Source organism: Halorussus caseinilyticus, from assembly GCF_029338395.1.
Lineage (GTDB): Archaea > Halobacteriota > Halobacteria > Halobacteriales > Haladaptataceae > Halorussus > Halorussus caseinilyticus.
This window is the reverse complement of the sequence record NZ_CP119809.1, coordinates 1,735,581-1,760,604: the sequence shown is the minus strand read 5'-3', so window position 1 is coordinate 1,760,604 and position 25,024 is coordinate 1,735,581. Positions and strand designations below refer to the sequence as shown.

Genomic DNA, 25,024 nt, shown 5'->3' with positions numbered 1-25,024 from the left:
AGGAAACCTCTAGAATCCTTTTAGACACCTATAGGTATTCTTCAAATAGATACATATTTGCAAAAGATTGCTATAGATGTCTCCCTGTCGGACCTGCACGGCACCGTGACTGCTACCGTACCGTCGAAGCGGCTAGCTGTCCGTGAACCACTCGGACCGCGACTGCGAGCGAAAACGACGACGCTGGCTTCAGGCTCGAACCGATGAAGACCGCACCGCTCCCCCGTTCCTCCCCGCACCGCTCGCGCCTGTCGGCGCTCGCGGCGCGCGTCCCGTGGACTGTGACACTCCGCGCGTCCCGTGGTCCGATGTCTCGGTCGCGCGGATTTCGACGCTTCAGCGGTCTCGGTTGGCGGGAACGAGTAGTAGAGTCGCGTCGAGTTGTCGAAAAGAGACGGAGAAAGCGCCCACCTCGTCCGGAAACCCCCAGTTCCCAGTTCTCGGTTCTCAGTCCGAAGTCGCTCAGCGCGGGCCGATGGGTTCGCGCGGAAGCGGTTCGTCGTCCTTGACCTCGGACGCGATGGACCCCATCGTCTGGACCCGGAGCGGCGTCGTGTCCCGGACCTCCGCGAGGTGTTCGAGGATGGTCTCCATCCGCTCGAAGTCCCGTTCGTCGGTCAGGTTGTTCGGGTGGAACCACATGTGGAACACGCCGTCTTCGGTGCTGGCGCGGTCGATGCCCCGCTTCGCCATGCTGACGATGGGGTCCTCGGTCACCCGCTCGACGGCGTTTCGCGCCCGGCCCTCGAAGCAGAACAGATAGAGCGAGGCCGGGACGTTGACCAGTCCGTACTCGTCTTCCTCCGGCGTGACCAGCGTGGGCGAGACTGCCCCCGTGGGCCACCCGAGCAGTTTCGACGCCGACCCGAAGACCCCCCGGTCGTACCACCGCCGGGGTTGGGTCCCCCGATAGCTCTTGACGCCGTAGGCCGCCAGCACGTCGCGGTGGCCCACGTAGTTGCGCGGGTAGACCACCGAATCGACCGAGAGACCCCGGCGTTCGGCGAGTTCGACGCAGGTTCGCATCTCCGCCGACGCGATTTCCCGCGTGGTGTGGCCCATCTCGACGTGCGAGAAGGTGTGGCTCCCCACCTCGTGGTCGGCGTCGGCGTCCTCGATGGCGTCGATTAGCTTCGCGCCGTACCACTGCTCGTCCCGGCCCTCCCACGTTCCGGGGTCGCGGTCGAACCAACCGTCTTCGGCGGCGGGGTGGTCGGCGTGTTCGCCGTCGCACGAATCGAGGAGCAGGTGGCCGACGACCGCCCACGTCGCCGGGACTCCGTAGTCGTCGAACAGTTCCAACAGTCGAAGCCACGACTCGCGGGCCGTAGTCACCCGGTCTTCGGGCATCGCCTCGCGGTCGTGGAACCCCCACGCGAGTTCGGCGTCGAGGGAGAGTACGACAGAACCCATCGTATCGTTACTATGCGTCGGTCGGCGAGTAAATCGGGCCGACTGTTCAACAGTGTTCTGCACGGTAATCGTGGGTTTCTACTCGACGGTCACGCTCTTTGCGAGGTTTCTGGGCTTGTCGATGGCACGCCCGAGCAGGTCGGCGGCGTGGTACGACAGCAGTTGCAACTGGACGTTCGCCAGCACGCCCGCCACGTCCGGGTGGGTGTCGGGAATCGTCAACACCTCGTCGGCGTACTGGTGGACCGACTCCTGTCCGTCGCTGGCGACCGCAATCACCGGCGCACCTCGCGCCTCGGCCTCCTTGACGTTCCCGAGGGTCTTCTCGTCGTTGCGCCCGGTGAACACCGCGAAGACGGGCGTCTCGGGCGTGACCAGCGCCAGCGGGCCGTGCTTCAACTCGCCCGCGGCGAACCCCTCGGCGTGTTCGTAGGAGATTTCCTTGAACTTGAGCGCGCCCTCCAGCGCCACCGGTCGGACCGACCCCCGGCCGATGAAGAAGTAGGCGTCGCTGTCCCGGTAGCTCTCGGCGATGCGCCGGGCGCTCGTGTAGTCGAGAATCTGCTGGACGTGGCCCGGCAGGTCCGAGAGGGCTTCGAGTCGCTCGCGGGCGTCGTCGGTCCGCGAGTCGGTCACGTCCCGGACGAGTCGCTCGCCCAGAAGCGCCAGCGAGACCACCTGCGAGGAGAACGTCTTGGTCGCGGCCACGCCGATTTCCGGACCGGCCCGGATGAAGAGCGCGTCGTCGCACTCGCGGGCGGCGGTCGAACCCACCACGTTCGTCACCGCGAGGGTGGTCGCGCCCGAGGCGTTCGCCCGCCGGAGCGCCGACAGCGTGTCGGCCGTCTCGCCGCTCTGGGTCACGCCGATTACCAGCGTCTCGTCGTCCACCGGCGGTTGGGCGGTGGCGTACTCGCTGGCGAGGAACGCTTGGGCGGGCACGCCGCCCTCCGAGAGGAACTGCGCGCCGACGAGTCCGGCGTGGTACGAGGTGCCACAGGCGACGAACTGGACGCGGCTCACGTCCTCGAACGTTCCCGCCGGGAAGTCTTCGAGGTCGATGTCGCCCGTACTCGGGTCGGCCCGGCCCCGTAGGGTCTGACGGAGCGCGGCGGGTTGCTCGTGAATCTCCTTGAGCATGTAGTGGTCGTACCCGCCCTTCCCGGCGTCCTCTGGGTCCCACTCGACCGTCTGGACCGACCGCTCTACGGTCTCGCCCTCTTCTGCCGAGATGCGGTGGCCGTCGGGTTCAACGACCACAACGTCGCCGTCGTCCAGATAAATCACGTCGTCGGTGAAATCGAGGAACGCGGGCACGTCGCTGGCGAGGAAGTACTCGCCGTCGTCCACGCCCAACACCAGCGGCGACCCCCGCCGCGTGGCGTACACCGCGTGGTCGCGGTCGGTTATCATCGCCACGGCGTAACTACCCGAAAGCCGGTCGAGCGTCCGCCGAAACGCGGTTTCGGGGTCGGCCCCCACCGCGAGTTCCTCCTCCACGAGGTGCGGGATGACCTCGGTGTCGGTGTCGCTCTCGAACTCGTGGCCGCGGGCGACCAACTCCGATTTGAGTTCGTCGTAGTTCTCGATGATGCCGTTGTGGACGACCGCCACGTCGCCGGTGCAGTCGGTGTGAGGATGGGCGTTCGCGTCGGTCGGCGGGCCGTGGGTACTCCACCGCGTGTGTCCGATGCCGAGTCCGCCGTCGGGAACCTCGTCGGCCAGCGCTTCCTTCAGGTTCGAGATTTCGCCCTCGCGCTTGAAGACTTCCGGCCCGCCGCCGTTCTTGATGGCTAGTCCGGCCGAGTCGTAGCCGCGGTACTCCAGATTTTCGAGTCCGGTGAGCAGTTCGTCTACTGCGCTGTCGTCGTCACCGCCGATACGGGCGATGATTCCACACATCAGCAGTACACCCCCGTCGTCTCACGCGCCAGCATCGTGTTGGTAGCTATCATGGTTAGAGTCTCGTACTGCGATAGTTCGGGACGGTGCCGCACAGTCCGTCACGTAACCTCCGCCTATCGTTCGCGCCGTTCGGTCCATCGCGCATTGTACCGTCCTGACCGCCCCGACGTACGGAAGCGGGTGCTGTTCGACAGATTGCCACCAGACCCCTTTGTTATACGCTCGCTGATTGGGCGGTAGGAGAAAATACGCCCCGCGTAGGGCCGACTTATCCCGAGTCGCGCGGTCATTTGCCCCGCCCGTACCGGCGTCGGTCCGACCCGCTGGGTCTCCATTAATCGGGAGAAGCGTCCGCCATCGGTTCGGTACCTCCCACTTACCGGCGCGCAAGGAGATGGTAACAAAGTCTCCGCCCCGAGTCTGTCCCACGATGACAGCCCAGAGCGTTCAGGCAGTCGTCCTCGCGGCGGGCGAGGGTACTCGGATTCGGCCGCTGTCGGCGTCACTCCCCAAACCGATGTTGCCGGTCGCCGACCGACCGCTGGCCGCGCACGCGGCCGACGCCGCGGTGCAGGCGGGCGCGGACGAACTACTTCTCGTCGTCGGCTACGAGGCCGACGCGGTGCGCGAGTACTTCGGCGATGAGTACGCGGGCATCCCGGTCAGTTACGCGGTCCAAGAGACTCAAGCCGGGACCGCCGACGCGGTGCGGGCGGCCCGCGACCAGTTGGACGGTCCATTCGCGGTCCTCAACGGCGACAACCTCTACGACCCCGACGCTATCGCCGAACTGTTCGATTCGGGACCCGCGGTGGGCGCGTTCCGGGTCGAGGACCCCTCGAACTACGGCGTCCTCTCGACGGAAGGCGGCGTCGTCACCGACATCGTGGAGAAACCCGCCGACCCGCCGACGAACCTCGCAAACACCGGCGCGTACCTCTTTCCCGACGAGGCCCGCGAGTGGCTCGACGTACCGGAGAGCGAGCGTGGCGAGCGCGAGATTACCGACGTTCTCGCCCGCACCGTCGCGGAGTACGACGTGTCTGCGGTCGAACTCGACCGCTGGTTAGACGTGGGCCGACCGTGGGAACTGCTGGAAGCCAACGAGTGGAAAATCGACGAGTTAGACCGCGAGATACGCGGCGAGGTCCACGAAACGGCCGACCTTCGCGGTCCAGTCGTCGTCGAAGAAGGCGCGAGCGTGGACGCCGGAGTCGTTATCGAGGGTCCCGCGCTCGTCCGGGCGGGCGCGAGCGTCGGCCCGAACGCGTACGTCCGCGGCGCGACCCTTCTCGGCGAGGACGCTAAAGTCGGCCACGGCGTCGAGGTCAAAAACAGCGTCCTGATGCCCGGCGCGACTGTCGGCCACCTCAGCTACGTCGGCGACAGCGTGCTGGGCCGGAACGTCAACTTCGGCGCGGGGACGAACGTCGCCAACCTCCGCCACGACGACGAGCCCGTGAAACTCACCGTGAAAGGCGAACGGGTTTCGACCGGCCGCCGGAAGTTCGGCGTCGTCGTCGGCGACGACGCCAAGACCGGCATCAACGTCTCGCTGAACGTCGGCACGAAACTCTCGCCGGGCGTCGGAGTTCCGCCGGGAGAAACCGTCACGCGCGACCGATAGGAAGGGAAACCGGGTCGCCGACTCAACTGTTTATCTCGGCGGGTTTGACCCACACCACGAAGTCGTCGTCCTGCCGGACGATTCCCCGGACCGACCCGCTCTCGACGCTCTCGTCTACGTCGTCGGTGTCGATGCTGACGACCTGCGTCACCGCGTCGATGAGCCATCCGACGTTGCCCTCGCCGTCGCTCTCGAGGACGACGACGCGCTCGCCGGTTTCGGTCTCGTCTAAGTCCAGCACCTTCTTGGGGTTGATGATGGTAGTCGTGGTTCCGCGGAGGTCCATCACGCCCTCGACTCGCGGGTCGGAGTTCGGAAGCGGCGTCAGTTCCTTCTTGTCCACGATTTCGTCCACGTGCGCGATGTCGATGCAGTACTTCCGGTCCTCGAGCCGAAATTCGAGGACCTGAACGTCGCCGACGGTCTCTGACATACTCGATGAAATCCGCGGCGACCACTTTACTGTTCCGACGCCGACCAATCCGGTCGAGTGACGAGTCGCCTACGGTACCTTTTTAACCCGCGTTTTCAAACGCGATAATTGATGGAGGCCGTGGAACTACTCCGGGTACTCGGCAACAAGTACAACGCCGAGATACTCCGTGCCACGAGCGAACCCAAGTCGGCCCAAGAGTTGAGCGACGAACTCGAAATTCCGATAGCGACGAGCTACCGCCGGATAGAGGAACTCACGGAAGCCGACTTGCTCGAACTCTCGGGCAGAGAGTTCTCCGACGAGGGACGACGAACGAAAGTCTACCGTCGGAACGTGGACGCGCTCGAAATCTCGTTCGAGGACGCGAGCATCGACGTGTCCGCGGAGGACCGCCCGAACGTGGAGAACTCGCTGGCCGACGTGTGGCGCGACCTCAAAGCGGAGTGACGCCCGGAAGCGGCGACCACGGCCGTCGCCGGTTCGGACGCCGTGCCCAGACGGACGGCCTCTCAGCATAGAAAACCATGCAAACGATAGAACTGCTGTACGTCGTGTTCAGCCTCACTCTCGCAACCGCCGGTCTCTCGATGGTCGGATTTGCGGTACGTGCCTACAATCGAACTTCTCGGCAGGCGATGTTTCACCTCTCGATAGGTTTCACGCTCATCGTCGCCGCGGCCATAGCGACGACGGTCAGCGCGTTCGTGACTCGCTTCGAACAGACCCGACTGCTGTTGTCGGTCAACTACCTCATCACGACGGTCGGCTACCTGTTCGTCATCTACAGTATCACTGCGGGCGAATGAGTCACCTCGGCTTACGTCTCGCTCTTCGGAGGATTCTGCCGAACATCGGGCGATTTATCGGATTTCGGTCGTGTGTATAGTCCAATATCACGTCTGATAATCGCGGCCGTAGATTTATTACGGAGGTTCGTTTCGTTCCGGATAGAGTCCGTAGTCAATGTCACATTGACATTCGGACAGGACGTGAAAAAATGAGAGACAAAATAAAACAACGACTAACTGACAGAGGTCAAGTTGGTATCGGTACGCTCATCGTGTTCATCGCGATGGTGCTGGTCGCCGCGATTGCCGCAGGCGTCCTCATCAACACGGCCGGGTTCCTCCAGACTAAGTCCGAACAGACTGGTCAGGAATCCAGCGCACAGGTGTCGAACCGCGTGCAGGTCGTGAGTGCGTTCGGTAACGTCGGTAACGAGCGGGTGAAAGACATCAGTCTGACGGTCATGCGCGGGTCCGGTTCCGACGACATCAACCTCTCGGCCGCCACTATCGAGTGGATTGGACCGGAGAAGGCCAAGACGCTGACCTACAACGAGAGCGGCACTGGCGCGTCGAACTTCACGGTCAACACCATCAAGGACCCCGACAGTTCCTCGCCCGTCCTCAACACGCAGGACGACCGCCTCGAAGTCAACATGAGCGCAGAGGAGATTTCGAGTCCGCTCGGTGAGGGCGAAGAGGTCAAACTCAAGCTCACCACGCAGTACGGCGCAGTGACGCTCTACCGCGCCAACGTGCCCCAGTCGCTCTCCCAAGAGAGCGCGGTCACGGTCTAACGCGAACAGTCCGCCAACCGACCTTCCTCTCGATTTTTCGACCGAGTACCGCAACGTTTTTTCTCGTACCAACTCGATTAAACAGTCGTGACTTCGCTGTTCGAACTGGAGAAGACGGGCGACGTAGATAAACTCACCACGCTGTTGACCCAGAGCAACAGCGAACCGGTTCGTCAGCGCTCGGCCGACATCCTCGGTGAGGTAGACGCCGAGGACCACGAGGTAGTGGACCCGCTCGTGACGGCCGCCCAGAGCGACGACAGCGAAGCCGTTCGCGCCGCGGCCATCGACGCACTCGACCAGCGTCACGAAGTCGAACGACTCGTGGCGGCGTTGACCGGCGAGGAGATTCCCACCGACGGCGCGGAGTGGGCGCGGGCCGAAGCGTTGGTCGAGACGCTCTCGGCAGACCAACCCGAACTTCGGATGGCGTCGGCCAACGCGTTGGGCCGACTCGGGAACAAGGCGGGGACGAAGGCACTGATTCAGCGCCTCGGCGACCCCGACCAGCGGGTTCGAGCGCGCGCGGCGCGGGCGCTCGGACGCATCGAGGACCCGCGGGCAATATCCGCGCTCCGGAAGCGACTGAAGGACCCGAGCGTCGAAGTCCGGCGGGAAGCCGCGGACTCGCTCGGGCGTATCGGCGGCGAGGAGTCGCTGGCGGCGCTCCTCGACTTGCTCGACGACGAGAGCGAGACGATTCGGCGCATCGCGGCCAACTCGCTCGGCAACTTCGGGAGCGAAGAGCCGTTGGACGCGCTCGTCTCGCTGTTGACCGACGAGAGCGAGACGGTCCGGCGCGCGGCGGTGTTCTCGCTCATCGAACTCCTGTCGAACGCGCCGGGTCAGAAGAGCCACGACTTGCGCGAGCGGATGGTCGAGAAACTGAGCGCCAACGACCACCGGAGCGTCGTGGACTCGCTGGTGGACATCCTCGACCAAGGGACTCAACCCCACCAGCGCCGGAACGCGGCGTGGCTACTCGGCAGAGTGACCGGTGAGCGGAACCGCGAGGCGGCTATCGAGGCGCTGGCGTCCGTGCTGGACGACAAAGACGGCATGACCGCCCAGTTCGCCGCGACCAGCATCGCCAAGGTCGGCGGCGAAGTCGCCGAAGACGCGTTACTCGACGTACTCGACGACTCGGAGGCCAGCAGTGACGCCCGAGCGAAGGCGGCGTTCACGCTCGGGAAGGTGGGCGGGGAACGCGCACAGAACCGACTCGACGACATCATCGACAACACCGACGACGAGGAAGTTCGGAAACGGGCGTTCTCCGCGCTCTCGAAACTCGGCGGGCGAACGTAGACCGACGAACACTCGGAAGACTCTCCGAGAAGGTCGTTTTTTGGTGCGTAGCCGACACGACGACGGCCCGGATTGGCACGCGGTAGCAGGGTTATCGCGCGTGAAATTTGCGTAAAACTTTATATCCGGTTGGTGTCTCTTTCCAGAACAAGATGGTTAGGGACCGGTTGAGGAAAATTCTAACGCGCTTACGTGTAGGGGAAAATCAGACCGACCGGCAACGAAACGTGACGTTCGACGGTGGGACGCACACCGGGGACGTGTCCGTCTCGGCCGGGGGGACCGTCACGCAGTCACAACTGTCCGAAACGTATCGAGACACCGACGCGAGCGACGACCTCCAGCAGGCCCAAGCGGTCCACCTCGGACAGGTCATCGAGGACCCGGCGGACGCCGCCGAGGACGCGACCGACCTCGGGCGACGGCACGTCGAGGCGGAGGTGTCGGCCGCGACGTTCGCCGGGACCTACGCCGCGGGGGTCGAGCAACTGGTCGGCGAGACGTTCGAGCGACTCGAACACCGACTGGGCGCGGACAACGAGGCGGTCGCCGAGGAACTTCGGCGTGCGGAGGGGGAACTCCAGTCGGCGCTCTCGGCGACGTTGGCCGACATGCAGACCGGACTCGACGCCTACGACGCGCCCGCCGAGACGGAGGACGAACTGGCCACGGTCGAGACGGAGGACGAACCGGCCGACAGCGAGGACGACGAACTCAACGTCGAAGACGACGAACTGCTCGACGGCATCGGGGTTCCGGTGTTCATGATAGACACCCAGCGCGACGAGGTGGCGGCGTGGAACTCCGCGCTGGAGGAACTCACCGGCGTCTCCGCCGAGGAAGCCCTCGAAACCACCACCGTCAGCGAGGCGTTCTACCCCGACGGTCGGCGCGTGAAGACGCTCGCCGACAAGGTTGCGGAAGCCCCCAAGTCCGCAGACGCCGAGTTCGACGTGGACCGGGCCGACACCACTCAGACGCTCTACACCGACGAGAGTACCATGGTTGACCGCGACGGCGTGGAGCGCAAGATAGAGTTCTCGGCCATGCCGCTGTACGACGACGAGGACGAACTCATCGCCGTGGTCGAGACGGTCCGCGACCGGACCGAGGACATCCGGCGTCAGGAGGGCGTCACCTCGCTGGTCGAGGAACTCATCGGTACCCTGACCGCGATGGAGATGGGCGACCTCTCGGCCCGCGCGTCGTTCGAGGACGAACACGACGTTGTGGACGACTCGCTGGTCGAAGTCGTAGACCAAGTTAACGACATGGCCGACCGGTTCGAGCAACTGACCGCGCGCGTCGGCGAGAAGGCCGACGACCTCGAAGGGTCGGTCGAACAGGCCGCCGAGTCCGCCAGCATCATCGACGAGCGAGTGGACGAACAGACCAGACAGCTCTCGGAAGTCGCCACCCAGATGGAGAACTTCTCGGCGAGCATGGAGGAAGTCGCCGCGAGTTCCGACGAGGTTGCGTCGGCCGCCGAGCAAGCCAAGGCGTCGGCCGACAGTGGTCTCGAATCCAGCGAGGGCGCACGCGAGGCCACCAAAGAGGTCATCGAGCAGAGCGACGAACTCGTGGAGACGGTGACGGAACTCGAATCGCAGATGGACGAAATCGAGGAGGTCGTCGAAGTCATCGCCGAAGTCGCCGACCAGACCAACCTGCTCGCGCTCAACGCCAACATCGAGGCCGCACGCGCCGGAGACGCCGGAAGCGGGTTCGAAGTCGTCGCCGACGAGGTTAAGGAGCTAGCCAACGAGACGCGCGAACACACCGAAGAGATTGCCGAGCGCATCGAAGACGTGCAGGCGCAGGCCAACGAGACGGCGACTGCGGTCCAAGAGGGCAACGACCAAATCAAGGTCGCTGGCGACGAAATCGAGGACGCACTCGTCGCACTCGAAGAAATCGCCGACGCGGTAGAGGAAGCCGCGACCGGCGTGACCGAAGTCGCACAGGCGAACGACGAACAGGCCGCGAACGTCGAGCAAGTGATGGCGACGGTTGAGGACGTGCGCGACCAGACCCGCGAGGTTGAGGACGCGACCGACGACATCGTGAAGGCGACCCGCCAGCAGACCGACGCTATCGACGAGCTATCGGCGCGAGTCGACGACATGCGAACCGAATCCTGAATCCCCGGTCCCTGCTATGACCGTATCGAACACCAACGAACGGCGTCCCTTCGAGGAACCACGAGGCGAGCGCGGCCGACCAGAGCAACCGCGCCGAGAACGTAGACACCACGCATGAGCAAGGAAGGCGAGCACAAGATAACAGACACGAAGGGGAAGTTCCTACAGGTCGTGAAGAACGGCCGCAAACTCAACGACCCCGAATGGACTAGCGGCCGCGTTCTGCTGTCGAACAAGCGACTCGTGTTGGCGGGCAATCAGGGCAAGCGCTCGATTCCGCTCTCCGAGGTGAAGGGGCTGAAAGGCCGCTACGACGTGAATCAGGCGGTCGCATCGGTCTCGGACTACCTGAGCGTCGAGTTCGGCAAGAACGTCGTCCTCATCGGGACCAGCATGGACGTAGAGGAGTTCGAGACCGACCTCTACGGTGCCCTGCTGAACCAGAAGATGATTCTGACCAAGCACCCCGCCGTCGAGGGGGGCGTGGTGCAGGACACCGACTGGGAGAAGGCCCGCATCAAGATTACCGAGGGGATGGTCAACGTCGCCATCGCCAGCGGGACGTTCGTCGGCATCGAACTCGACGACATCGGGTCCGTAGAGCGCGCGACTCGGACGGTCAAGGGCGAACAGCGGACGGTCCTCGAAGTCGAACACACGCAGGGCGACACCAGCGTCCAGACGTACGTCTCGGGCCAGACCCGGCGGTGTGCGCTCCTCGAAACCCTCTTCGAGAAGGGCGAGCGCAAGAACGAGGGCGGCGTCGAACTCGACGAGACCGAGAAGGAGGTCCTGATGGCGCTCTACTCGGGCGTCTCGTCGTTCGAGATTCCGGACTTCCTCGGCATGGATGTCGAGGAAGTCGAGAGCATCTTCGAGCGCCTCATCGAGGTGGACGTGCTGGAGGAGGTTCGCAAACGCCGCGAGGTGAGTCTGAAGACCCGCGGCCGGAACATCGCAAGCGAGTCCATCAACGAGAAATAGCTGTCTTTAGGGCTTGCACTGGATTTCATGAAGTCTATTTACAATTGCTAAAGCAATGTTTAGTTATGTCTGGGCCGTTTCGGGGGGTTCGACGGCGTATCGGGCGACCGAGGAACGCGACGGTGTAGAAGGACGAAAAAAGCCGACGACAGGCTTGAGCCAATCAGACCGCACAGCACCGCCACCGCGGACCACACCCTCCCCAACCGACTGCGTTGCTCGCTTCGCTGCGCTACTCATCCACCGTCGGAAGCGAGTTCCGACGAGCAGTCGGTCGCTTCGCTCCCGACGACGCCAGCGCGTGCCGACCGCACGGTACCGCAACTGCACTGCAATCGCACGGTACCGCAACCGCGTCTCACTATCTCGGCGCGGGTCCGTCGAACTGGGGCGTCGCTATCCTTGACCGTCCGCGTGCGGTGCTGTGCGGTTGGGTTTTGATTGGTTCAAGTCGTAGTCGTCTCGTTCCTGCCGTCTCTGCGGTGCCATGCGTGCAGTTGCGGTGCGGTCACGGTGCTGTACGCTTGCGGTTCTGACCGTCCTAGTCTCCGGTTTCTGTAGTCTCGAACGACGCGGGTGCAGTCCGGAAAACGGCACTCGGACCCCTCGGAGAACCCTCTCCGGAAGCGAGACGGACTCGGAAGGACGTGAAAATCGAGAGTCGCGCCGTTATCGGGCGCGCTTGACGAGTCGGCGGAGGTCGAGGTGGCCCGCGCCGTGGTAGAGTTCGCCGCCGGGGGCGTCACGAGCGGTCTCCTGAATCATCGCCTCGACTTCCTCGACGCTGGCGTCGGGTCGGAGCGAGCGCACGAGCGCAACCGCGCCCGTCACCTGCGGTGCCGCCATCGAGGTGCCCGCCTTCCACCCGTAGCCAGCCACGGGTCCGTTCTCGGTCTGTTCGACGACGGTGGAGAACACGAGGTCGTAGTACCAACCCGGCACGTCGTTGGCCGCGGCTTCGAGGTCGGCGTCCCCGCCCGCCGCGCTCACGTCGGTCCCCTCGCCGTAGTTGGTGTAGAAGGCTGGCGAGTCGGTGCCGTCTTCGAGTTTCACGAGCGCCTTGTCCTCGCGGCTCGCCTGCTTGTCGTCCCAGAGGTAGCCGATGGGTCCGGTCGCCGAGACGCCGAAGATGCCCTCGACTTCCGTCGGGAGGCTGATAACGTCGTCGGGGGTCATGTCGATGCCCGCGTTGCCCGCCGAGTTGACGATGAGCATGTCCTGCGAGCGGGCGTACTCGGCGAGTCGCCGGTAGGCCATCTTGACGCCGGACACCCACTCGTCGGTCTCGGGGTTGGCGGGCGGGTAGCCCACGCTGAAGTTCGCGGCGTCACAGCCTTTGGTCGCCGCCGCCGCAAGCGCCGCAACCGTGTCGCCGGTCGATGCGCCCTCGCCGGGGACGCCAGAGAAGACGCGGTGGGCGACGATTTCGGTCTCGGGCGCGGTGCCGAGGATGCCCTCGCCGTCGGCGTTCGTCCCGGCGATGGTGCCCGCGACGTGAGTCCCGTGGTCGCCCGCGCCGTTGGGTCGGAAGTCGTACTGGTCGGTCGTGAAGTTCTCCGACAGTTCGGCGTTCACCACGTCGGCGAGGTCCGGGTGTCCGTCGTAGACGCCCGTGTCCACGACGGCGACCCGACTGCCTTCGCCCTTCGTCGTGTCTTGGACCGTCTTCCCGTCGCCGGGGTTCTCGGTCAGGTCGCCCACGCGCTGTTCGCGCTTGTCCCACTGGAGCTCCGTCGCGGTGGGTGCGCCGCTGTCCCACGCGGGGCCGTTGCCGCCGCGCGCTTTCGCGTCGCGTTCTTTCACCGGACCGCCCTCGTAGGTGCTGTCCCGGTAGACCGTCACGTCCGGCGTCGTGGACGCCGTGCCGGGGACCGCCTCGGGGTCGCCGCGGGCCGCCAGCAGGTCGAGTTCCGCGATGTCGTGGACGACTTCCACGTCCTCGGGCACTTCGCTTCGGGAAACTTCCCGCAGGTCTACGAGGAACCGCGTGTTCGGGGTCTCGCTTCCGCCTGCGCTGACCGTTCCGCTCACCAGTGCCGCGCTACCGACTGCGCTCCCCGCCGCTTTGAGGAACGTCCGCCTGCTTTGGTCTGACATTACATCCCACACTTCACCCACATTTCTTATAAATGTTTATATTTGAAATATAAACTGGTTCCGGTGGAGATGTTGGTTTATTCTCGCTGTATCGCCCATATCGTAAATGATGGAAGGGTGATTGGTTTCGGAACGTCTAGCCGAGCTAGAGCGTCGAGTCCCGGACCGACGCCGGACTTCCGACTACCGGAGTCCCTTCTCCTCGGCCAACTCCCGGAGTCCCGTCTCCAGCGACACCGCCGGTTCGTAGCCGAGTTCCGACCGCGCCTTCGAGATGTCGGCCTCGCTGTGCCGGATGTCGCCGGGTCGCGGGTCAACGTGGGTGATTTCGGCGTCGGAGTCCGTCACCTCGACTACCGTCTCGGCGAGGTCCCGAACCGTGACGCTGTGGCCCGTCCCGACGTTGAACGGTTCGCCCACGCGGTCGGTGGTCGCCGCGAGCAGGTTCGCCCGCACCACGTCCCGGACGTGAACGAAGTCGCGGGTCTGTTCGCCGTCGCCCTCGACGGTGACGGGACCTCCGTCGGCGGCCTGCCGGAAGAAGACGTTCACCACCGCGCTGTACTCCGGATTCTGGCGCGGGCCGTAGACGTTGAAGTATCGCAGGGGGACCGTCTCCAGTCCGTAGAGGTCGTGATACCGCCGCGCGTAGTGGTCGAGCGCCAATTTGTCGATGCCGTACGGCGAAGTGGGGTCTTTCGAGTCGCCCTCCGAGACCGGCACCGACTCGGGGTGGCCGTAGACGGCGGCCGACGACGCCAGCACCACGCGGGCGTCCTCGTCGCGGGCCTGTTCGAGCAGGTTCACCGTCGCCGCGGCGTTGATTCGGTTGCTCTCGGGCGGACTTTCGACCGACTTCTCGACGGACACCAGTGCGGCCTCGTGGAACACGAGGTCCGCGCCGTCCATCGCCTCGGCCACCGTCTCGGAGTCGCACACGTCGCCCTCCACGAGGTCCGCGCCCGCGGGGACGTGTTCGCGCACGCCGCCCGAGAGGTCGTCTAACACGCGTACCTCGTTGTCCGCGACCAGCGCCTCCGCGAGGTGACTCCCGACGAAGCCAGCGCCGCCGGTTATCAGCACGGTCCGGTCCGACAGGTCGGCGCTCGCGTCGGACGCGAGTAGCGCGTCCGACGCGGCAGGCGTGGGTTCGGCGTGAGCGTCGGTTTCGTGAGTCATCTCGCTAGCCTCGCTACGCGCTTATTTATAAATTGAACGAAGTTTTTGAAGTCTTTCGGCGCACTCCGGGGGACCCGCGGGTCGGAGTCCGACATCAGTCCATGTAGCCCAGTCCCTTGAGGCGCGACTCCACCTCGTCGAAGTCGGCGTCGTGGGACTCGTCGGTGCCGCGTTCGACGTAGGCGCGTTCCTCGACGCCGCGCCTCGCGGCGGCCGAGTCGGGCGCGAACACCTCCGAGAGGACCCGGCCGTCGGCGTCGGCCGGGACGGGTTCGCCGACGCTGTGGAGGAGCGTCGGCGCAACGTCGGCCACCGTCGCCTCGTCGGGTTCGCTTCCGGGTTCGACCGACGGACCCCACGCGAGAAACACCCCTTCGGGCCGGTGGGTGGCGTTCATTTTGCTCTCGGTGAACACCGAGTCCGCGAGCGAATTTCCGTTCAGATACCCCTCGTCGGTCCGACCCCGGACCACGAGGTCCGGCGACTGGTCGTCGGTCTCGAACACCTCGTCGCCGTCGAACACCCGCAGGACGCGCTCGCCGGTCTCGGGGTCTTGAAGTCCTTCGAGCGCGGTCCGGAGTTCGGCCTTGACCGCGGGTCGCTGGTCGGGCGCGACGACACCCTGCTCGAATCGTTCGGTGTCGTTGACGTAGAGGTTCCCCTCGCCGTGGGTGAACGCCACCGTCTCCGAGAAGTCCACGTCGAACAGTTCGTGGCTTCCGGGGACTTGGGAGGCCACCGACTCGATGACCGTCTCGGGCAGGTGGTCGTAGAGGTCCTCGACGGTGATGCCCGCGGTCCCGAGCAGGTTCTCCACCCGGTCTTTCGTCAGGCCGAGTCGTTCGAGCGCACCGCGACCAGAGCCGGTTTTCCGACTCAGGTAGCCCTCGCGTTCGAGGAAGGTGTTGGTGTGGACGTAGGTGTCGATGGGACCGAACCCGTGGTCCGAGACCACGAAGAGGTTGGCACCGCGTTCCTCGACGTACTCCAGCACCTCGCCGAGTACGTCGTCTAACTCCCGGTAGTGGTCGCGTAGCACCTCCTCGTCCCACACCAGATGCTGGAGTCGGTCGGGCGTGGTGAGGACGAAGAAGAACAGTCGCCAGTCCTCGACTTCCATCTGCATCCGGAGAAGTTTCGTCTGGGTGGCGACCAGCGTCTCGAAGTCGTCGAGGAACGCCTCCCGGTCGTCGTGGTACTGCTCCCACGGGAGACCCACCTGATACTCCGGAATCCGGTCCAGCACCTCGTCGGCCAACTCCGGCGGGTGGGTGAACCCCTCGCCGAATCCGGGCGTCATCATGCCCGTGACCATCCGGCCGTCGATGTCGTCGGCGGGGTAGGTCATCGGGACGTTGCCGACGACTGCGGGCGAGAGTACGTCCCAGAGTTCCGGGCGGTCGAGGTCGTTGCTGGTGTTCATCTGGTTGGTGTAGTCCGACTGGACTTCTTGGAAGGAGTAGACGCCGTGCTTGTCGGGCCAGACCCCGGTAGCGATGGTCGGCCACGCCAGCGCCGTGGTCGGCGGCGTCGTGCTCTCCAGTCGCCCGGCCGACCCCTCCTCGACGAGGCGCGCGAAGTTCGGCAGTTCGCCGTCCGCAACCAAGTCTTCGAGGAGATACCACGGTACCCCGTCGAGTCCGAGAACGACCGCCTTGTTCGGGTCTGTTGGTTTCATCGACATAGTTTGTCGGGCGGGAGATTCCCCGCCGCTTGAACGTTCGCAGGCCGCCAGCGACCTTTGTTATACCCCGTCTGCCGAAGATTACGAGTCGTCTGTGCGCGCGTAGGCGGTTCGTTCGGCCGCGAAACCTGCTGTCGGGCGGTCGGTGTCCGACCGCCCGGCGACCTTGCGCCGTCAGGAGAGAACCGAGACGACCCGGTTGGGGTCGAGCAGACCCCGGCGACCGAGAGTCCGGCCCACACCGCAATCCCGAGCGGGATTGCGGCGGCGACCGCGAGCGCGCCGGAGGTCGCGGTCATCACGAAGTAGACCGCGACCGACATGGCGACCGTGACACCGGCCACCGCCGCGAGGTGGCGTGCGAGTCGCCGGACCGACAGCGAGAGTTCCGAGTGGATGACCGCGACGTTGACCGCGGTGTAGCCCCCGAAGGTGACGACGGTGGCGGCGGCGGCACCGACGACGCCGAACTGGGGAATCATGACGAGGTTGAGCAGGAAGTTGCCTATCGAAGTCGCTCCCTTGGCGTAGGCCCGAGAACGCGCCCGGCCGAGGTAGTCGAGGGCGTCGCTGGTCACGAAGGCGACGGCTTGCAGGACGACGTAGCCCGAGAACACCTGCAAGACGGGCGCGGCCGGACCCATGTCGGAGCCGAAAATCAGGGTAATCGTGGGTTCGGCGACGAGGACGATTCCGGCCGCCGCGGGCACGTAGAGCAGGAGGGTGTACTTCAACGTCGTCTCGTAGATTCGGGCCGCGCGCTCGGAGTCGCCGTCGGCCTTGTGTTCGCCGTAGGTCGGCGAGAGGGTGAACCCGAGCGACGCCGCGGGTGTCTGGACGAACCCGACGATTTGCTTGGCGAGGTAGTAGTAGCCGACCGCGACCGGGCCGATGAAGTAGCCCACGAGGATGGTGTCCACGCGCTTGTCGATGACGTTCGCGCCGCGGGTCACGGTCAGCGGGACGCTGTACCGCAGGACCTTGCGCGCCAGTCCGTCCTCGGGGGTCTCGGCGCGTTCGGCGTCCCGGTAGCCCACGACGTACAGCAGACTGAGACCGAGGACGGCACCGACGCCGTAGCCGACGATGTAGCCGGTCAGCGCACCCATCGCGCCGCCGAAGACCGCGACGAAGAGGACCGCGAGTCCGAGGCGCGAGACGGTGCCGACCGCGCGGATGGCACTGCTGTAGGTCACCCGGTTGAACCCCTGAAACAGGACTTGGGAGAACGTGAAAAGCGAGTGGACCGCGACGTAGCCAGCGCCGAGGACGAGCAGTGGCCCGATTTCGGGTTGACCGATGAGGTCGGCGACGAGACCGCCGAACAGCAGGAATCCGCCAGCTACCACCGCGACCGCCGCGATTCGGTAGGCGAACGCGGCCCGGAGGACGTGGGGAACTTGGTCGGGTTGGGTCTCGCGGTACTCCGTGACGTAGCGCGCGGCCGCTTTCCCGATGCCGAGGTCCCCGAGCAGTTGGGCGACTCCGAGAACCGCCAGCGCCGACCCGAGCAGACCGTACTGCTTGCTCGACAGCAGGTAGCGCACGAGGACGACCATCAGCAGGCCGCTGGCGACCATGTGGAGCAGGCGCGCGCCGAACGTCGCCTTCAGTCCGCGCGAGACGCGTTTCAGGTCCATGTTAGCTCGTTCCGTTGATTCGGTACATCTGGAAGCCGCCGTTGGCCTGCACGCGGTTCAGTCCGGGCGCGGAGTCGAGCGACCGGAACCCCCGCCTGTCGAACCGGAAGCCGTCGTACACCCGTAAGTCCTGCTGGCGCGCGCGGTCCGTGAACGCGAGGTACTGCCCCCCGTAGTGGCGGGCGACGTAGCCCCCGGTGAAGTTCTCGCCGACCGCGGGGTGTGTCTCGTCGGCGTAGAGGCTACCGGCAGACAGACTGCGCTCGCGGCTCCGTTCGTAGCCCAGAACCGCGTCGGTCCACCGCTCGCCGTTTCCGCGGACACCGACCAGCGGTCCCGCGCCGTGTCCGACCGCCGTCTCGTACCCCTGTATCTGGGCCTCGGAGACGTGGCTCGAACTCTGGTACATGTACGGCGACTGGTAGAGCGAGAGGGTGGACAGCGCGAGCATGGCGACGATGGCGACTCCGACCGCGGTTCGGGCGCTCCGCGGCGACAAGCGGGTCGAGAGGGCGTCAACGCCGCGGGCCAGCGCGACCGCGCCGAGTATCGTCACCGGAACCATCACGAAGCCCAGTTGCCGAAAGTGGAGTTGCTCGTAGCTCACGACGAAGAACGCGGCGAACAGGACGCCGAGCGGGACCAGCGCGAACCCGAGATAGCGCGAGAACGCCGCCACGTTCCGGTCGTCGAACCGGCCGAGGAACCCGCCGAGGACCAGCAGACCCGCGAGCGCGCAGAACACCAGACTCACGGCGAAGAGCTTTGCGAACAGCACTTCGATGGACCCGCCGACCGACGCCACCGACCCGGCGCGCTGGGTGGTCTCGGACCCGACTCGGAACCCGTTGGCCAGCATGTTGACGAGCGCGGAGGTGGCCCCCGACGCTCGCTCGTGGCGGGGTGCCCACACCGCGAACACCCCGGCGAGGAATATCGTCTGGAGCGCGAGCGTCCGGTGTCGGGTCTCGAAACTCCCGACGAACCGGGCGAGCAGTTGGAGCGCGAGTATCGACCCGAAGACGACGAGGACGTTCGCGGCCTGTTGGGGGTGGACCAGCACGATTGCGACCGAGGTCAGCGCCAGCAACGCGCCCGTCGGCGTGCCGACGAACCGGCCGTCCCGGTCGGTCCGCGTGAGGTATCGCGCGGTCAGATAGAGGACCAGCGGCAGGAACAGGATGGCCTGCGTCGTCGGGTGGGGCATGTCGTAGACGCTGATGTTGTTGACGGGGAGAAAGAGCAGTCCCGACAGCGCCGCCAGCGCCGTCGCGGTCCGGTCGCGGGTGATGGTCCACGTCGTCAGCGGGACGAAAAGCAGGAAGATTGCGGTGAACGCCGTCACCATCACCAGCATCGAGCGATGGAGCGCCATCCCCGTCGCGTCGGCCAGCAGGACCGCGACGGTGTGCGTGCCGGGGTAGAGAAAGCCCAGAACCGACATCTTCTCGGCCGAGATGTCTTTCGCCCACGCGAGGTGAGTCAGCGAGTCCCCGGCACCGAAGAAGTAGTACGACCGCAGGACGGGGAGCGAAGCCACCGCGAGCATCGCCAACCCCGAGAGGACGAGCGCGAGTCTGCGCCCGACGCCGCCGTCGCGGAGACCGACGAAGATTCCGACCAGTAGCGCGACGCTCGCTCCGACCCAAAACGCCACCGGCGTCCCGGCGTAAATCGAGAGTTCGTACGCCTCCGGCGGCGACCCGTGGGCGACCAGTATCGCCGCGGCGAGCGAGACGAAACCGACGATGAGTGCGCCTTTCTCCCATCGCTGGGAGGTACGTGTGTCCGTAGCCATGGTAATCAAATCGCGTCCGACCGGACGCGGAGTTACTTCCCAGACTCCCCGCGTCGGGGCTTTGTTATGGGCCTCCTGTCCCGGCGTAGGCGACGAAAACGCCGTTTCGAGTCCCCCGAAACGACGACCGGGCTTCAGAACGATTTGCGGGGGCTTCAGAACCGTCGGCGGGTCGGGCGGCCGTGAGCGGCCGCCCGACCCGCCAAAGACTCTTTTATATTGCTTAAACAATTCTAGAAGTTTCTAAAGAAAATCTGGAGGTGTCTGAAAGCGGCCGGACGCCGACCCCGAAGACGGTCGAATTGGCGTCGCGGTACTCCTCGACGCCTCGCGCGGAATCTCGCACTCGCCGACTTACCGAACGGTTAGCGAAGCCTTATCAGGGTACGGCGGTAAGTTACCGATAGAAACCCGCTTACCAGATACAAGTGAGAGACATCCCAATGACCGAGAAATACGACAACGAGAACAACAGGGACGAAGACGAGTTCGAGACCGACCGCTACGCCGCCGTCAGCGACGGCGCGGGCGAAATCGGCGTCTACGACACCGAGAACACCGCCGCGTGGCTCAAATCCGACGCGGCAGTCGAAGTCGGCGAGATGGCGTAGCGGAGCGCAGTCCTAATCGAGCGTCTTCGGCCGTCCGTCCGGCGAGTCGAGCGCGCTCACGTCCGGGTCGCGGCCGCCCGCGGGACCGCGGCCGACCGCGCGGTCGGCCGCGACCGCACGCTCGTAGACGCCCGCGAGACGCGCGGCCACTCGCTCGACGCGCAGGTCCGCGACCGACTCCCGGCCGTTCGACCGGCGCGGGTCGGTGAGAACGTCGGCCAGCGCCGCGGCGAGTTCCTCGTCGTCGTCGGCGACCGCAGACGGCGAGACCCCGCGCAGTCGCTCGCGCACGTCGCCCACGTCGGTCGAGACCACCGGGAGGTTACAGCAGAGCGCCTCCTTGACCGAGTTCGGAAGCCCCTCGTGTTCGGATGTCAACAAGAGCGCGTCCGCGGCGTTCACGTAGGTCGGCATCTCGCCGTGGTCCACGTCGCCCAGCGGATGGAGTTCCACGGGGTCGCCGACTCGCTGGCGGGCCGCCTTCACCACGCGCCCGGCCCGCGGGAAGTCCTTGACCGCCCGGCCGGGGTCGTAGGGAAACAGGACGTGGCGGGCGTCGTCGGTCCACCCGACGGCGGCGCGGGCCTCGGCTTTCGGCGCGGGCCGGAACTGCTCTGCGTTCACGCCGTGGGGCACGACGTGGGTCTCCCGGTCGAGTTCGGCCGCCATCCCCTCCGACATCACGACCACCTCGTCGGCGCGCCGGGCGCAGGCCCGCGAAAGCCACCCGAACTCCCCGAGCAGGTCCGACCCCCACAGCGAGACGACGACCGGAAGCCGAATCTGCGCGAGTGCGGCCGGGGCCGTCAGTCCGTAGTTCGCGTGAACGAGGTCGTAGTCGCGCGTGGACTCGGCCAGCACCTCCGGGACGAACCGGAGGTAGTCCACGACCGACCGGCCGGTCTCGGCGTCTCCGGGCACTTCGAGCGTGGTCCGCTCGACACCTAACTCCGACAATGCGTCACTCTCCCGCCGGTAGAACCCCGGCACGTTCGCGGTCACGCTCAGCACTCTCATTGGTCTCGGTGGTCCGCTCGGACCTCTCTGCCCGCGACGTTAGCGAGGTTCGACCTTTGTAATTCGCTCGTTGAACCGGCGAAACGGAGCAGTGGGACGAAACGGCTCGACGGCCGATTCGGTAAGCCGCTCCACTCGGAGAAACAGTTCGGCTCCGCGACTACTCACCCCGCCGGGAAGCTCACTGTACCAACTTGTACGCTCGCTTGGCGACGTTCATCGCCGCGCCCGACGACTCCACGACGTAGTAGGGCACGAGGTCCGCGCCGAACTTGGCCTTGTACCGGCAGAGTCGCTCGGTGTTCGCGCCCATCAGGTCGTAGTTCGTGACCGACTCGACCGGCGGGTCCGAAACGAGGTCCTCGATGAGTCGCCAGTGGATGAGGCTGTTGACCGCGGTGCCCTCGTAGATGGCCTTCGCGCCGCCCTGCCAGAAGTAGGCGTGGTCGTTGGAGTACAGCGCCGTGATGCCCGAGAGGTACTCGCCCGAGGAATCGCGGGCGACGTAGGCCCGCGCCCGGTCGTCGTCGGCGAGCGCCTCGAAGAGGTCCCGGACGTAGGGCCACGTCAGCGGGAAGGGTTCGTCCTGTTCGGCGTAGCGCTCTCTGGTCGCCCGGAACACGTCGCGGGCACCCTCCAGTCCCTCCGTCTCGACGGTCACGTCGAGGTCCTCGGCGTCCCTGATGTCCCGGCGAAGGCTCTTGGAGAACGACTTTCGGACCTCCTCGGCGCTCCGGTCGGCCACGTCGAGGAAGTAGGTGAAGTTGGGTTCGACCTGCAGGTTCCCCCACGCGTAGGGCCGGGGGTCGCCGTAGGCCGCGTTGCACTCCATCCGGAAGAGGGTCAACCGCGAGTCAACGTCTAAGGTGTCCAGCATTCGCTCGGCCATCGGCGACTCGACCCCGGCCGCGGCGAGTCGCTGGTCCAACTCCAAGTCAGTGCCGACCTGCTGGAGGACCTTCTCGGTGAACTCGTTGTTGACCTTCTCCTGTTTGCGGCGCTTGGGACTCGTCGGCATCAGTATCGGGCCGAGACGCGGAATACCCATGCTCGGCGGCGGCGACGTGACCGCGGTCCCGACCGACTTCTGCTGGACGAACACCGGCAGAAGCGCGATGGGTTGTTGACCCTTGAACCCGCCGAACAGTTTCATCTCGGCGTCGGCGTGGTTCGCGACCACCTCCAGCGCCCCCGGCCGGTGAAACACTTCGAAGCCGTCGCTCGGCAGTGCAGACTCCCACTCCGACAGTTCGAGTTGCTCGACTCTCATCCTGTTGACTCGGTGTTCGCGCCGGTTTTCACTTTGTTATCCTCCACCTGCGGCGAGCGTAGGCGACTCCTGTAGTCGCTCTCGGCCGCGGTTCTGTTCGCTCGCGCCTCGTCGGCGGTTCCTTCGGTTTCGGTCGCCTCGCTCGCCTCCGTCTCGCCGCCGGGGTGGTCCATGAGGTCGTAGTAGTCGCCGGGCGAGCCGACCCACGCACCCATCTCTAGCGCGCGTTCGATTAGCCGCCGGTAGAGTCGCCGATACCCCGGAAAGTCGGTCTCGGTGAACAACCGGGGGTGCCACAGCGCCGACATCACCGCGTCGTTGGCCGCCGCCTCGTCCAGCAACCCCTCGCACTCGGCCCACGCCGTCTCGAAGTCCTCGCCGGGGTCGGTCAGCGCCGCCTCCATCACGGTCAGCGGGAAGACGACGAACTCGTCGTCGAAGGGTCGAAGCGGGAGGTGGCCGTGGTCGAAGCCGAACGTCTCGCTCGACCCCGGACTGGCGTCGTACCGGAGACCAATCGAGCGGTGGTGTTCCCACGTCCGGGGACCGCGGTTGAGGTGGTGCTGTCGGCCGCCTCTCACCTCGTCGCCGAGGGCCGACTCCAGCGTCTCCTTCTCGACCCGGAGGCGGTTCCGGTCGTCGTAGGCGTCGTAGGACCCGTGGAGACCGACTTCCCATCCGCCTTCGTGGAGTCGTTCGAGCAGGTCGGCTATCTCGGGGGTCTCGGGGTCGTAGCGACCGAAGTGTTCTATCCAGTAGAAGGGGTCGAACCAGTCGCTCGGCGGGCGTTCGAGCAGATGTCGCTCGCGCAGGAAGTAGAACGCCGACCGGACGCCCAGCGACGCTTCGAGACTTGCGATGGTCTCGAACTGCCACCACGGGTTCTCGCCGGGCAACAGCGCCCTCAGTTGGCGGGGGTCGCGGCGCTCGATTGCGTGGTAGAGCGACTGGACCGTCTTGTAGGGCCGGTCCACGTCGTGGGTCAGCAACAGCGCGAACTCGGCGTCCGCGACTGCCGAGGGTGACCCGGCGATTCGGGGGTCGGAAATCTCAGGCATCGTCTAGCAAGTTGGTAATCGTCGCCGCGGCATCTCCGTCGCCGTAGGGCCGGGGCTTGTCGGCGGGCGGTTCGGCGTTTGCCAGCGCGCGCCGGATTGCTTTCTCGTTCGCGCCGACGAGCGTGTTCCACCCCGCTTCGACCGTCTCGCGCCACTCGGTCTCCTCGCGCATCGTCACGCAGGGGGTGTCGAGGAAGAACGCCTCCTTCTGGACGCCGCCCGAGTCGGTCGCCACCACGTCGGCGCAGTCCTGCAAGCGCACGAAGTCGAGGTAGCCCGCGGGGTCGGTCAGCGTCAGTCGCTCGCGGGCGTCCTCGTACATTCCGTATTCCCGCATACGGTTTATCGTCCGGGGGTGTGCGGGCAGGACGACTTCCCGCGAGTCGCCCGCCAGCGCGTCGAGGATGGCCGCGAGGCTCTCGGGGTCGTCGGTGTTGGCCGCGCGGTGGACCGTCGCTAGCACGTACTCGTCGGGTTCGACGCCGAACTCGTCGAGTATCTCGGAGTGTTCCTCGGCCCGTTCGCGCGCCCACAGCACCGCGTCGTGCATCACGTCGCCGGTGTCGTGGACCGCGCCGGGGACCGACTCCTCGCGGAGATTTTCGACCGCGCGCCGGGAGGGTGCAAACAGCAGGTCCGCGGCGTGGTCGGTCAACACTCGGTTGACCTCCTCTGGCATCTGGCGGTTGTAACTCCGGAGTCCGGCCTCGACGTGGGCGAGGCGGGTGTCCATCTTCGAGGCGGCCACCGCCGCCGCCAGCGTCGAGTTGGTGTCGCCGTAGACCAGCACCGCGTCGGGGTCCTCCGAGTCGATGCGCGCTTCGAGTCCGGCTATCATCTCGGCGGTCTGAGCGCCGTGGCTGTCCGACCCGACGCCGAGATTGTCGTCGGGTTCCGGCATCCCTAACTCCTCGAAGAACACGTCCGACATCTCCTCGTCGTAGTGCTGGCCGGTGTGGACCAGCACCTCGTCGTGGCGTCGCCGGAGTTCCCGGGACACCGCGGCGGCCTTGACGAACTGCGGGCGCGCGCCGACGACGGTCAGGACCTTCATCGCTGGCCCTCCCCGTCGTCGGGTCGGTCCGCGCCATCCGGCCGGAATTCGTCCTCGTCGGCGTCCACGGTGACGTGCAGGTCCTCGTTCTCGGCGGCGTCGAACGCCATCCCGACGCCAATCGCGGCGAGACCCGCCAGCGTCGTCACGAGGCTCCCTCCGTTCGTCGCTTCGCTTTGACAATCGTCCGTCCGTCTCTTAGCATGATTTTCATTTTCTT

At 65.7% G+C, this 25,024-nt stretch carries 21 protein-coding genes; 8 read left to right on the top strand and 13 right to left on the bottom strand.

What is annotated here, in order from left to right; all coding sequences use genetic code 11:
* Positions 1-462: 462 nt before the first annotated feature.
* Both P2T60_RS08805 and glmS read right to left on the bottom strand, forming a co-directional pair.
* A complete protein-coding gene (locus tag P2T60_RS08805; protein ID WP_276278874.1) occupies positions 463-1,413 on the bottom strand; it encodes a polysaccharide deacetylase family protein in 951 nt (316 codons plus the stop codon).
* A gap of 78 nt (positions 1,414-1,491) precedes the next feature.
* Positions 1,492-3,315, bottom strand: a complete 1,824-nt coding sequence (glmS, locus tag P2T60_RS08800) for a glutamine--fructose-6-phosphate transaminase (isomerizing) (protein ID WP_276278873.1) — start codon at positions 3,313-3,315, stop codon at positions 1,492-1,494.
* 433 nt (positions 3,316-3,748) lie between these two features.
* On the opposite strand from glmS, the gene glmU reads away from it, so the two are divergent.
* On the top strand, positions 3,749-4,945 hold the full coding sequence (gene glmU, locus P2T60_RS08795) for a bifunctional sugar-1-phosphate nucleotidylyltransferase/acetyltransferase (RefSeq protein ID WP_276278872.1): 1,197 nt from the start codon (positions 3,749-3,751) through the stop codon (positions 4,943-4,945).
* Between the two features lie 22 nt (positions 4,946-4,967).
* Here glmU and P2T60_RS08790 read toward each other — a convergent pair whose 3' ends face one another.
* A complete protein-coding gene (locus tag P2T60_RS08790; RefSeq protein WP_276278871.1) occupies positions 4,968-5,378 on the bottom strand; it encodes a chemotaxis protein CheW in 411 nt (136 codons plus the stop codon).
* Positions 5,379-5,489: 111 nt separating this feature from the next.
* On the opposite strand from P2T60_RS08790, the gene P2T60_RS08785 reads away from it, so the two are divergent.
* The 6 genes from P2T60_RS08785 (at position 5,490) to P2T60_RS08760 (ending at position 11,396) form a co-directional block, all read left to right on the top strand.
* Complete coding sequence (locus tag P2T60_RS08785) at positions 5,490-5,828, top strand: ArsR/SmtB family transcription factor (RefSeq protein ID WP_276278870.1); 339 nt, start codon at positions 5,490-5,492, stop codon at positions 5,826-5,828.
* 77 nt (positions 5,829-5,905) lie between these two features.
* Positions 5,906-6,187, top strand: coding sequence for a DUF7521 family protein (locus P2T60_RS08780; RefSeq protein WP_276278869.1), 282 nt, complete (start codon positions 5,906-5,908; stop codon positions 6,185-6,187).
* Between the two features lie 191 nt (positions 6,188-6,378).
* A complete protein-coding gene (locus P2T60_RS08775) occupies positions 6,379-6,963 on the top strand; it encodes an archaellin/type IV pilin N-terminal domain-containing protein (RefSeq protein ID WP_382209380.1) in 585 nt (194 codons plus the stop codon).
* Between the two features lie 87 nt (positions 6,964-7,050).
* On the top strand, positions 7,051-8,271 hold the full coding sequence (locus P2T60_RS08770) for a HEAT repeat domain-containing protein (RefSeq protein ID WP_276278868.1): 1,221 nt from the start codon (positions 7,051-7,053) through the stop codon (positions 8,269-8,271).
* Between the two features lie 227 nt (positions 8,272-8,498).
* Positions 8,499-10,412 carry a methyl-accepting chemotaxis protein gene (locus P2T60_RS08765; protein ID WP_276278867.1) on the top strand — a complete coding sequence of 638 codons (1,914 nt, stop codon included), beginning with the start codon at positions 8,499-8,501 and terminating at the stop codon, positions 10,410-10,412.
* A gap of 114 nt (positions 10,413-10,526) precedes the next feature.
* A complete protein-coding gene (locus tag P2T60_RS08760; RefSeq protein WP_276278866.1) occupies positions 10,527-11,396 on the top strand; it encodes a CheF family chemotaxis protein in 870 nt (289 codons plus the stop codon).
* Positions 11,397-12,065: 669 nt separating this feature from the next.
* Here the strand turns inward: P2T60_RS08760 and P2T60_RS08755 are convergent.
* The 5 genes from P2T60_RS08755 to P2T60_RS08735 all read right to left on the bottom strand — a co-directional run bounded on the left by P2T60_RS08755 (position 12,066) and on the right by P2T60_RS08735 (position 19,794).
* Positions 12,066-13,493: a S8 family peptidase gene (locus P2T60_RS08755; protein ID WP_276278865.1), complete on the bottom strand. Its 1,428-nt coding sequence runs from the start codon at positions 13,491-13,493 to the stop codon at positions 12,066-12,068.
* 183 nt (positions 13,494-13,676) lie between these two features.
* Complete coding sequence (locus P2T60_RS08750; RefSeq protein ID WP_276278864.1) at positions 13,677-14,672, bottom strand: NAD-dependent epimerase/dehydratase family protein; 996 nt, start codon at positions 14,670-14,672, stop codon at positions 13,677-13,679.
* A 94-nt stretch (positions 14,673-14,766) separates the two neighbouring features.
* Complete coding sequence (locus P2T60_RS08745) at positions 14,767-16,356, bottom strand: alkaline phosphatase family protein (RefSeq protein WP_382209386.1); 1,590 nt, start codon at positions 16,354-16,356, stop codon at positions 14,767-14,769.
* On the bottom strand, positions 16,347-17,996 hold the full coding sequence (locus P2T60_RS08740) for an oligosaccharide flippase family protein (protein ID WP_276278862.1): 1,650 nt from the start codon (positions 17,994-17,996) through the stop codon (positions 16,347-16,349). Before P2T60_RS08740 ends, P2T60_RS08745 begins: the two co-directional genes overlap by 10 nt.
* A gap of 1 nt (position 17,997) precedes the next feature.
* A complete protein-coding gene (locus P2T60_RS08735; RefSeq protein WP_276282166.1) occupies positions 17,998-19,794 on the bottom strand; it encodes a DUF6541 family protein in 1,797 nt (598 codons plus the stop codon).
* A 443-nt stretch (positions 19,795-20,237) separates the two neighbouring features.
* Between P2T60_RS08735 and P2T60_RS08730 the strand changes: the two genes are divergently transcribed.
* Positions 20,238-20,405 (top strand): hypothetical protein, encoded by a 168-nt coding sequence (locus P2T60_RS08730; protein WP_276282165.1) that lies wholly within the window; start codon positions 20,238-20,240, stop codon positions 20,403-20,405.
* Positions 20,406-20,417: 12 nt separating this feature from the next.
* Here P2T60_RS08730 and P2T60_RS08725 read toward each other — a convergent pair whose 3' ends face one another.
* From P2T60_RS08725 to P2T60_RS08705, 5 genes are all read right to left on the bottom strand, one after another.
* Positions 20,418-21,422: a glycosyltransferase family 4 protein gene (locus tag P2T60_RS08725; protein WP_276282164.1), complete on the bottom strand. Its 1,005-nt coding sequence runs from the start codon at positions 21,420-21,422 to the stop codon at positions 20,418-20,420.
* 181 nt (positions 21,423-21,603) lie between these two features.
* Positions 21,604-22,692, bottom strand: coding sequence for a GNAT family N-acetyltransferase (locus P2T60_RS08720; RefSeq protein WP_276282163.1), 1,089 nt, complete (start codon positions 22,690-22,692; stop codon positions 21,604-21,606).
* On the bottom strand, positions 22,689-23,750 hold the full coding sequence (locus tag P2T60_RS08715) for a polysaccharide deacetylase family protein (protein WP_337250843.1): 1,062 nt from the start codon (positions 23,748-23,750) through the stop codon (positions 22,689-22,691). The genes P2T60_RS08720 and P2T60_RS08715 overlap by 4 nt, the downstream gene beginning before the upstream one ends.
* Entirely contained in the window at positions 23,743-24,804 is a 1,062-nt protein-coding gene (gene wecB / locus P2T60_RS08710) for a non-hydrolyzing UDP-N-acetylglucosamine 2-epimerase (RefSeq protein WP_276282162.1), read from the bottom strand. The genes P2T60_RS08715 and wecB overlap by 8 nt, the downstream gene beginning before the upstream one ends.
* On the bottom strand, positions 24,801-24,953 hold the full coding sequence (locus P2T60_RS08705) for a hypothetical protein (RefSeq protein ID WP_276282161.1): 153 nt from the start codon (positions 24,951-24,953) through the stop codon (positions 24,801-24,803). Before P2T60_RS08705 ends, wecB begins: the two co-directional genes overlap by 4 nt.
* Between the last annotated feature and the right edge of the window lie 71 nt (positions 24,954-25,024).

Excerpts from the sequence above, each read along its gene's own strand:
- P2T60_RS08785 (WP_276278870.1), top strand. The coding sequence starts at position 5,490 with ATGGAGGCCGTGGAACTACTCCGGGTACTCGGCAACAAGTACAACGCC.
- P2T60_RS08730 (WP_276282165.1), top strand. The coding sequence starts at position 20,238 with ATGACCGAGAAATACGACAACGAGAACAACAGGGACGAAGACGAGTTC.
- P2T60_RS08760 (WP_276278866.1), top strand. The coding sequence starts at position 10,527 with ATGAGCAAGGAAGGCGAGCACAAGATAACAGACACGAAGGGGAAGTTC.
- glmU (WP_276278872.1), top strand. The coding sequence starts at position 3,749 with ATGACAGCCCAGAGCGTTCAGGCAGTCGTCCTCGCGGCGGGCGAGGGT.
- P2T60_RS08745 (WP_382209386.1), bottom strand. The coding sequence starts at position 16,356 with ATGTCGATGAAACCAACAGACCCGAACAAGGCGGTCGTTCTCGGACTC.
- P2T60_RS08755 (WP_276278865.1), bottom strand. The coding sequence starts at position 13,493 with ATGTCAGACCAAAGCAGGCGGACGTTCCTCAAAGCGGCGGGGAGCGCA.
- P2T60_RS08790 (WP_276278871.1), bottom strand. The coding sequence starts at position 5,378 with ATGTCAGAGACCGTCGGCGACGTTCAGGTCCTCGAATTTCGGCTCGAG.
- P2T60_RS08740 (WP_276278862.1), bottom strand. The coding sequence starts at position 17,996 with ATGGACCTGAAACGCGTCTCGCGCGGACTGAAGGCGACGTTCGGCGCG.
- wecB (WP_276282162.1), bottom strand. The coding sequence starts at position 24,804 with ATGAAGGTCCTGACCGTCGTCGGCGCGCGCCCGCAGTTCGTCAAGGCC.
- P2T60_RS08775 (WP_382209380.1), top strand. The coding sequence starts at position 6,379 with ATGAGAGACAAAATAAAACAACGACTAACTGACAGAGGTCAAGTTGGT.
- glmS (WP_276278873.1), bottom strand. The coding sequence starts at position 3,315 with ATGTGTGGAATCATCGCCCGTATCGGCGGTGACGACGACAGCGCAGTA.
- P2T60_RS08725 (WP_276282164.1), bottom strand. The coding sequence starts at position 21,422 with ATGAGAGTGCTGAGCGTGACCGCGAACGTGCCGGGGTTCTACCGGCGG.
- P2T60_RS08715 (WP_337250843.1), bottom strand. The coding sequence starts at position 23,750 with ATGCCTGAGATTTCCGACCCCCGAATCGCCGGGTCACCCTCGGCAGTC.
- P2T60_RS08720 (WP_276282163.1), bottom strand. The coding sequence starts at position 22,692 with ATGAGAGTCGAGCAACTCGAACTGTCGGAGTGGGAGTCTGCACTGCCG.
- P2T60_RS08750 (WP_276278864.1), bottom strand. The coding sequence starts at position 14,672 with ATGACTCACGAAACCGACGCTCACGCCGAACCCACGCCTGCCGCGTCG.
- P2T60_RS08805 (WP_276278874.1), bottom strand. The coding sequence starts at position 1,413 with ATGGGTTCTGTCGTACTCTCCCTCGACGCCGAACTCGCGTGGGGGTTC.
- P2T60_RS08780 (WP_276278869.1), top strand. The coding sequence starts at position 5,906 with ATGCAAACGATAGAACTGCTGTACGTCGTGTTCAGCCTCACTCTCGCA.
- P2T60_RS08735 (WP_276282166.1), bottom strand. The coding sequence starts at position 19,794 with ATGGCTACGGACACACGTACCTCCCAGCGATGGGAGAAAGGCGCACTC.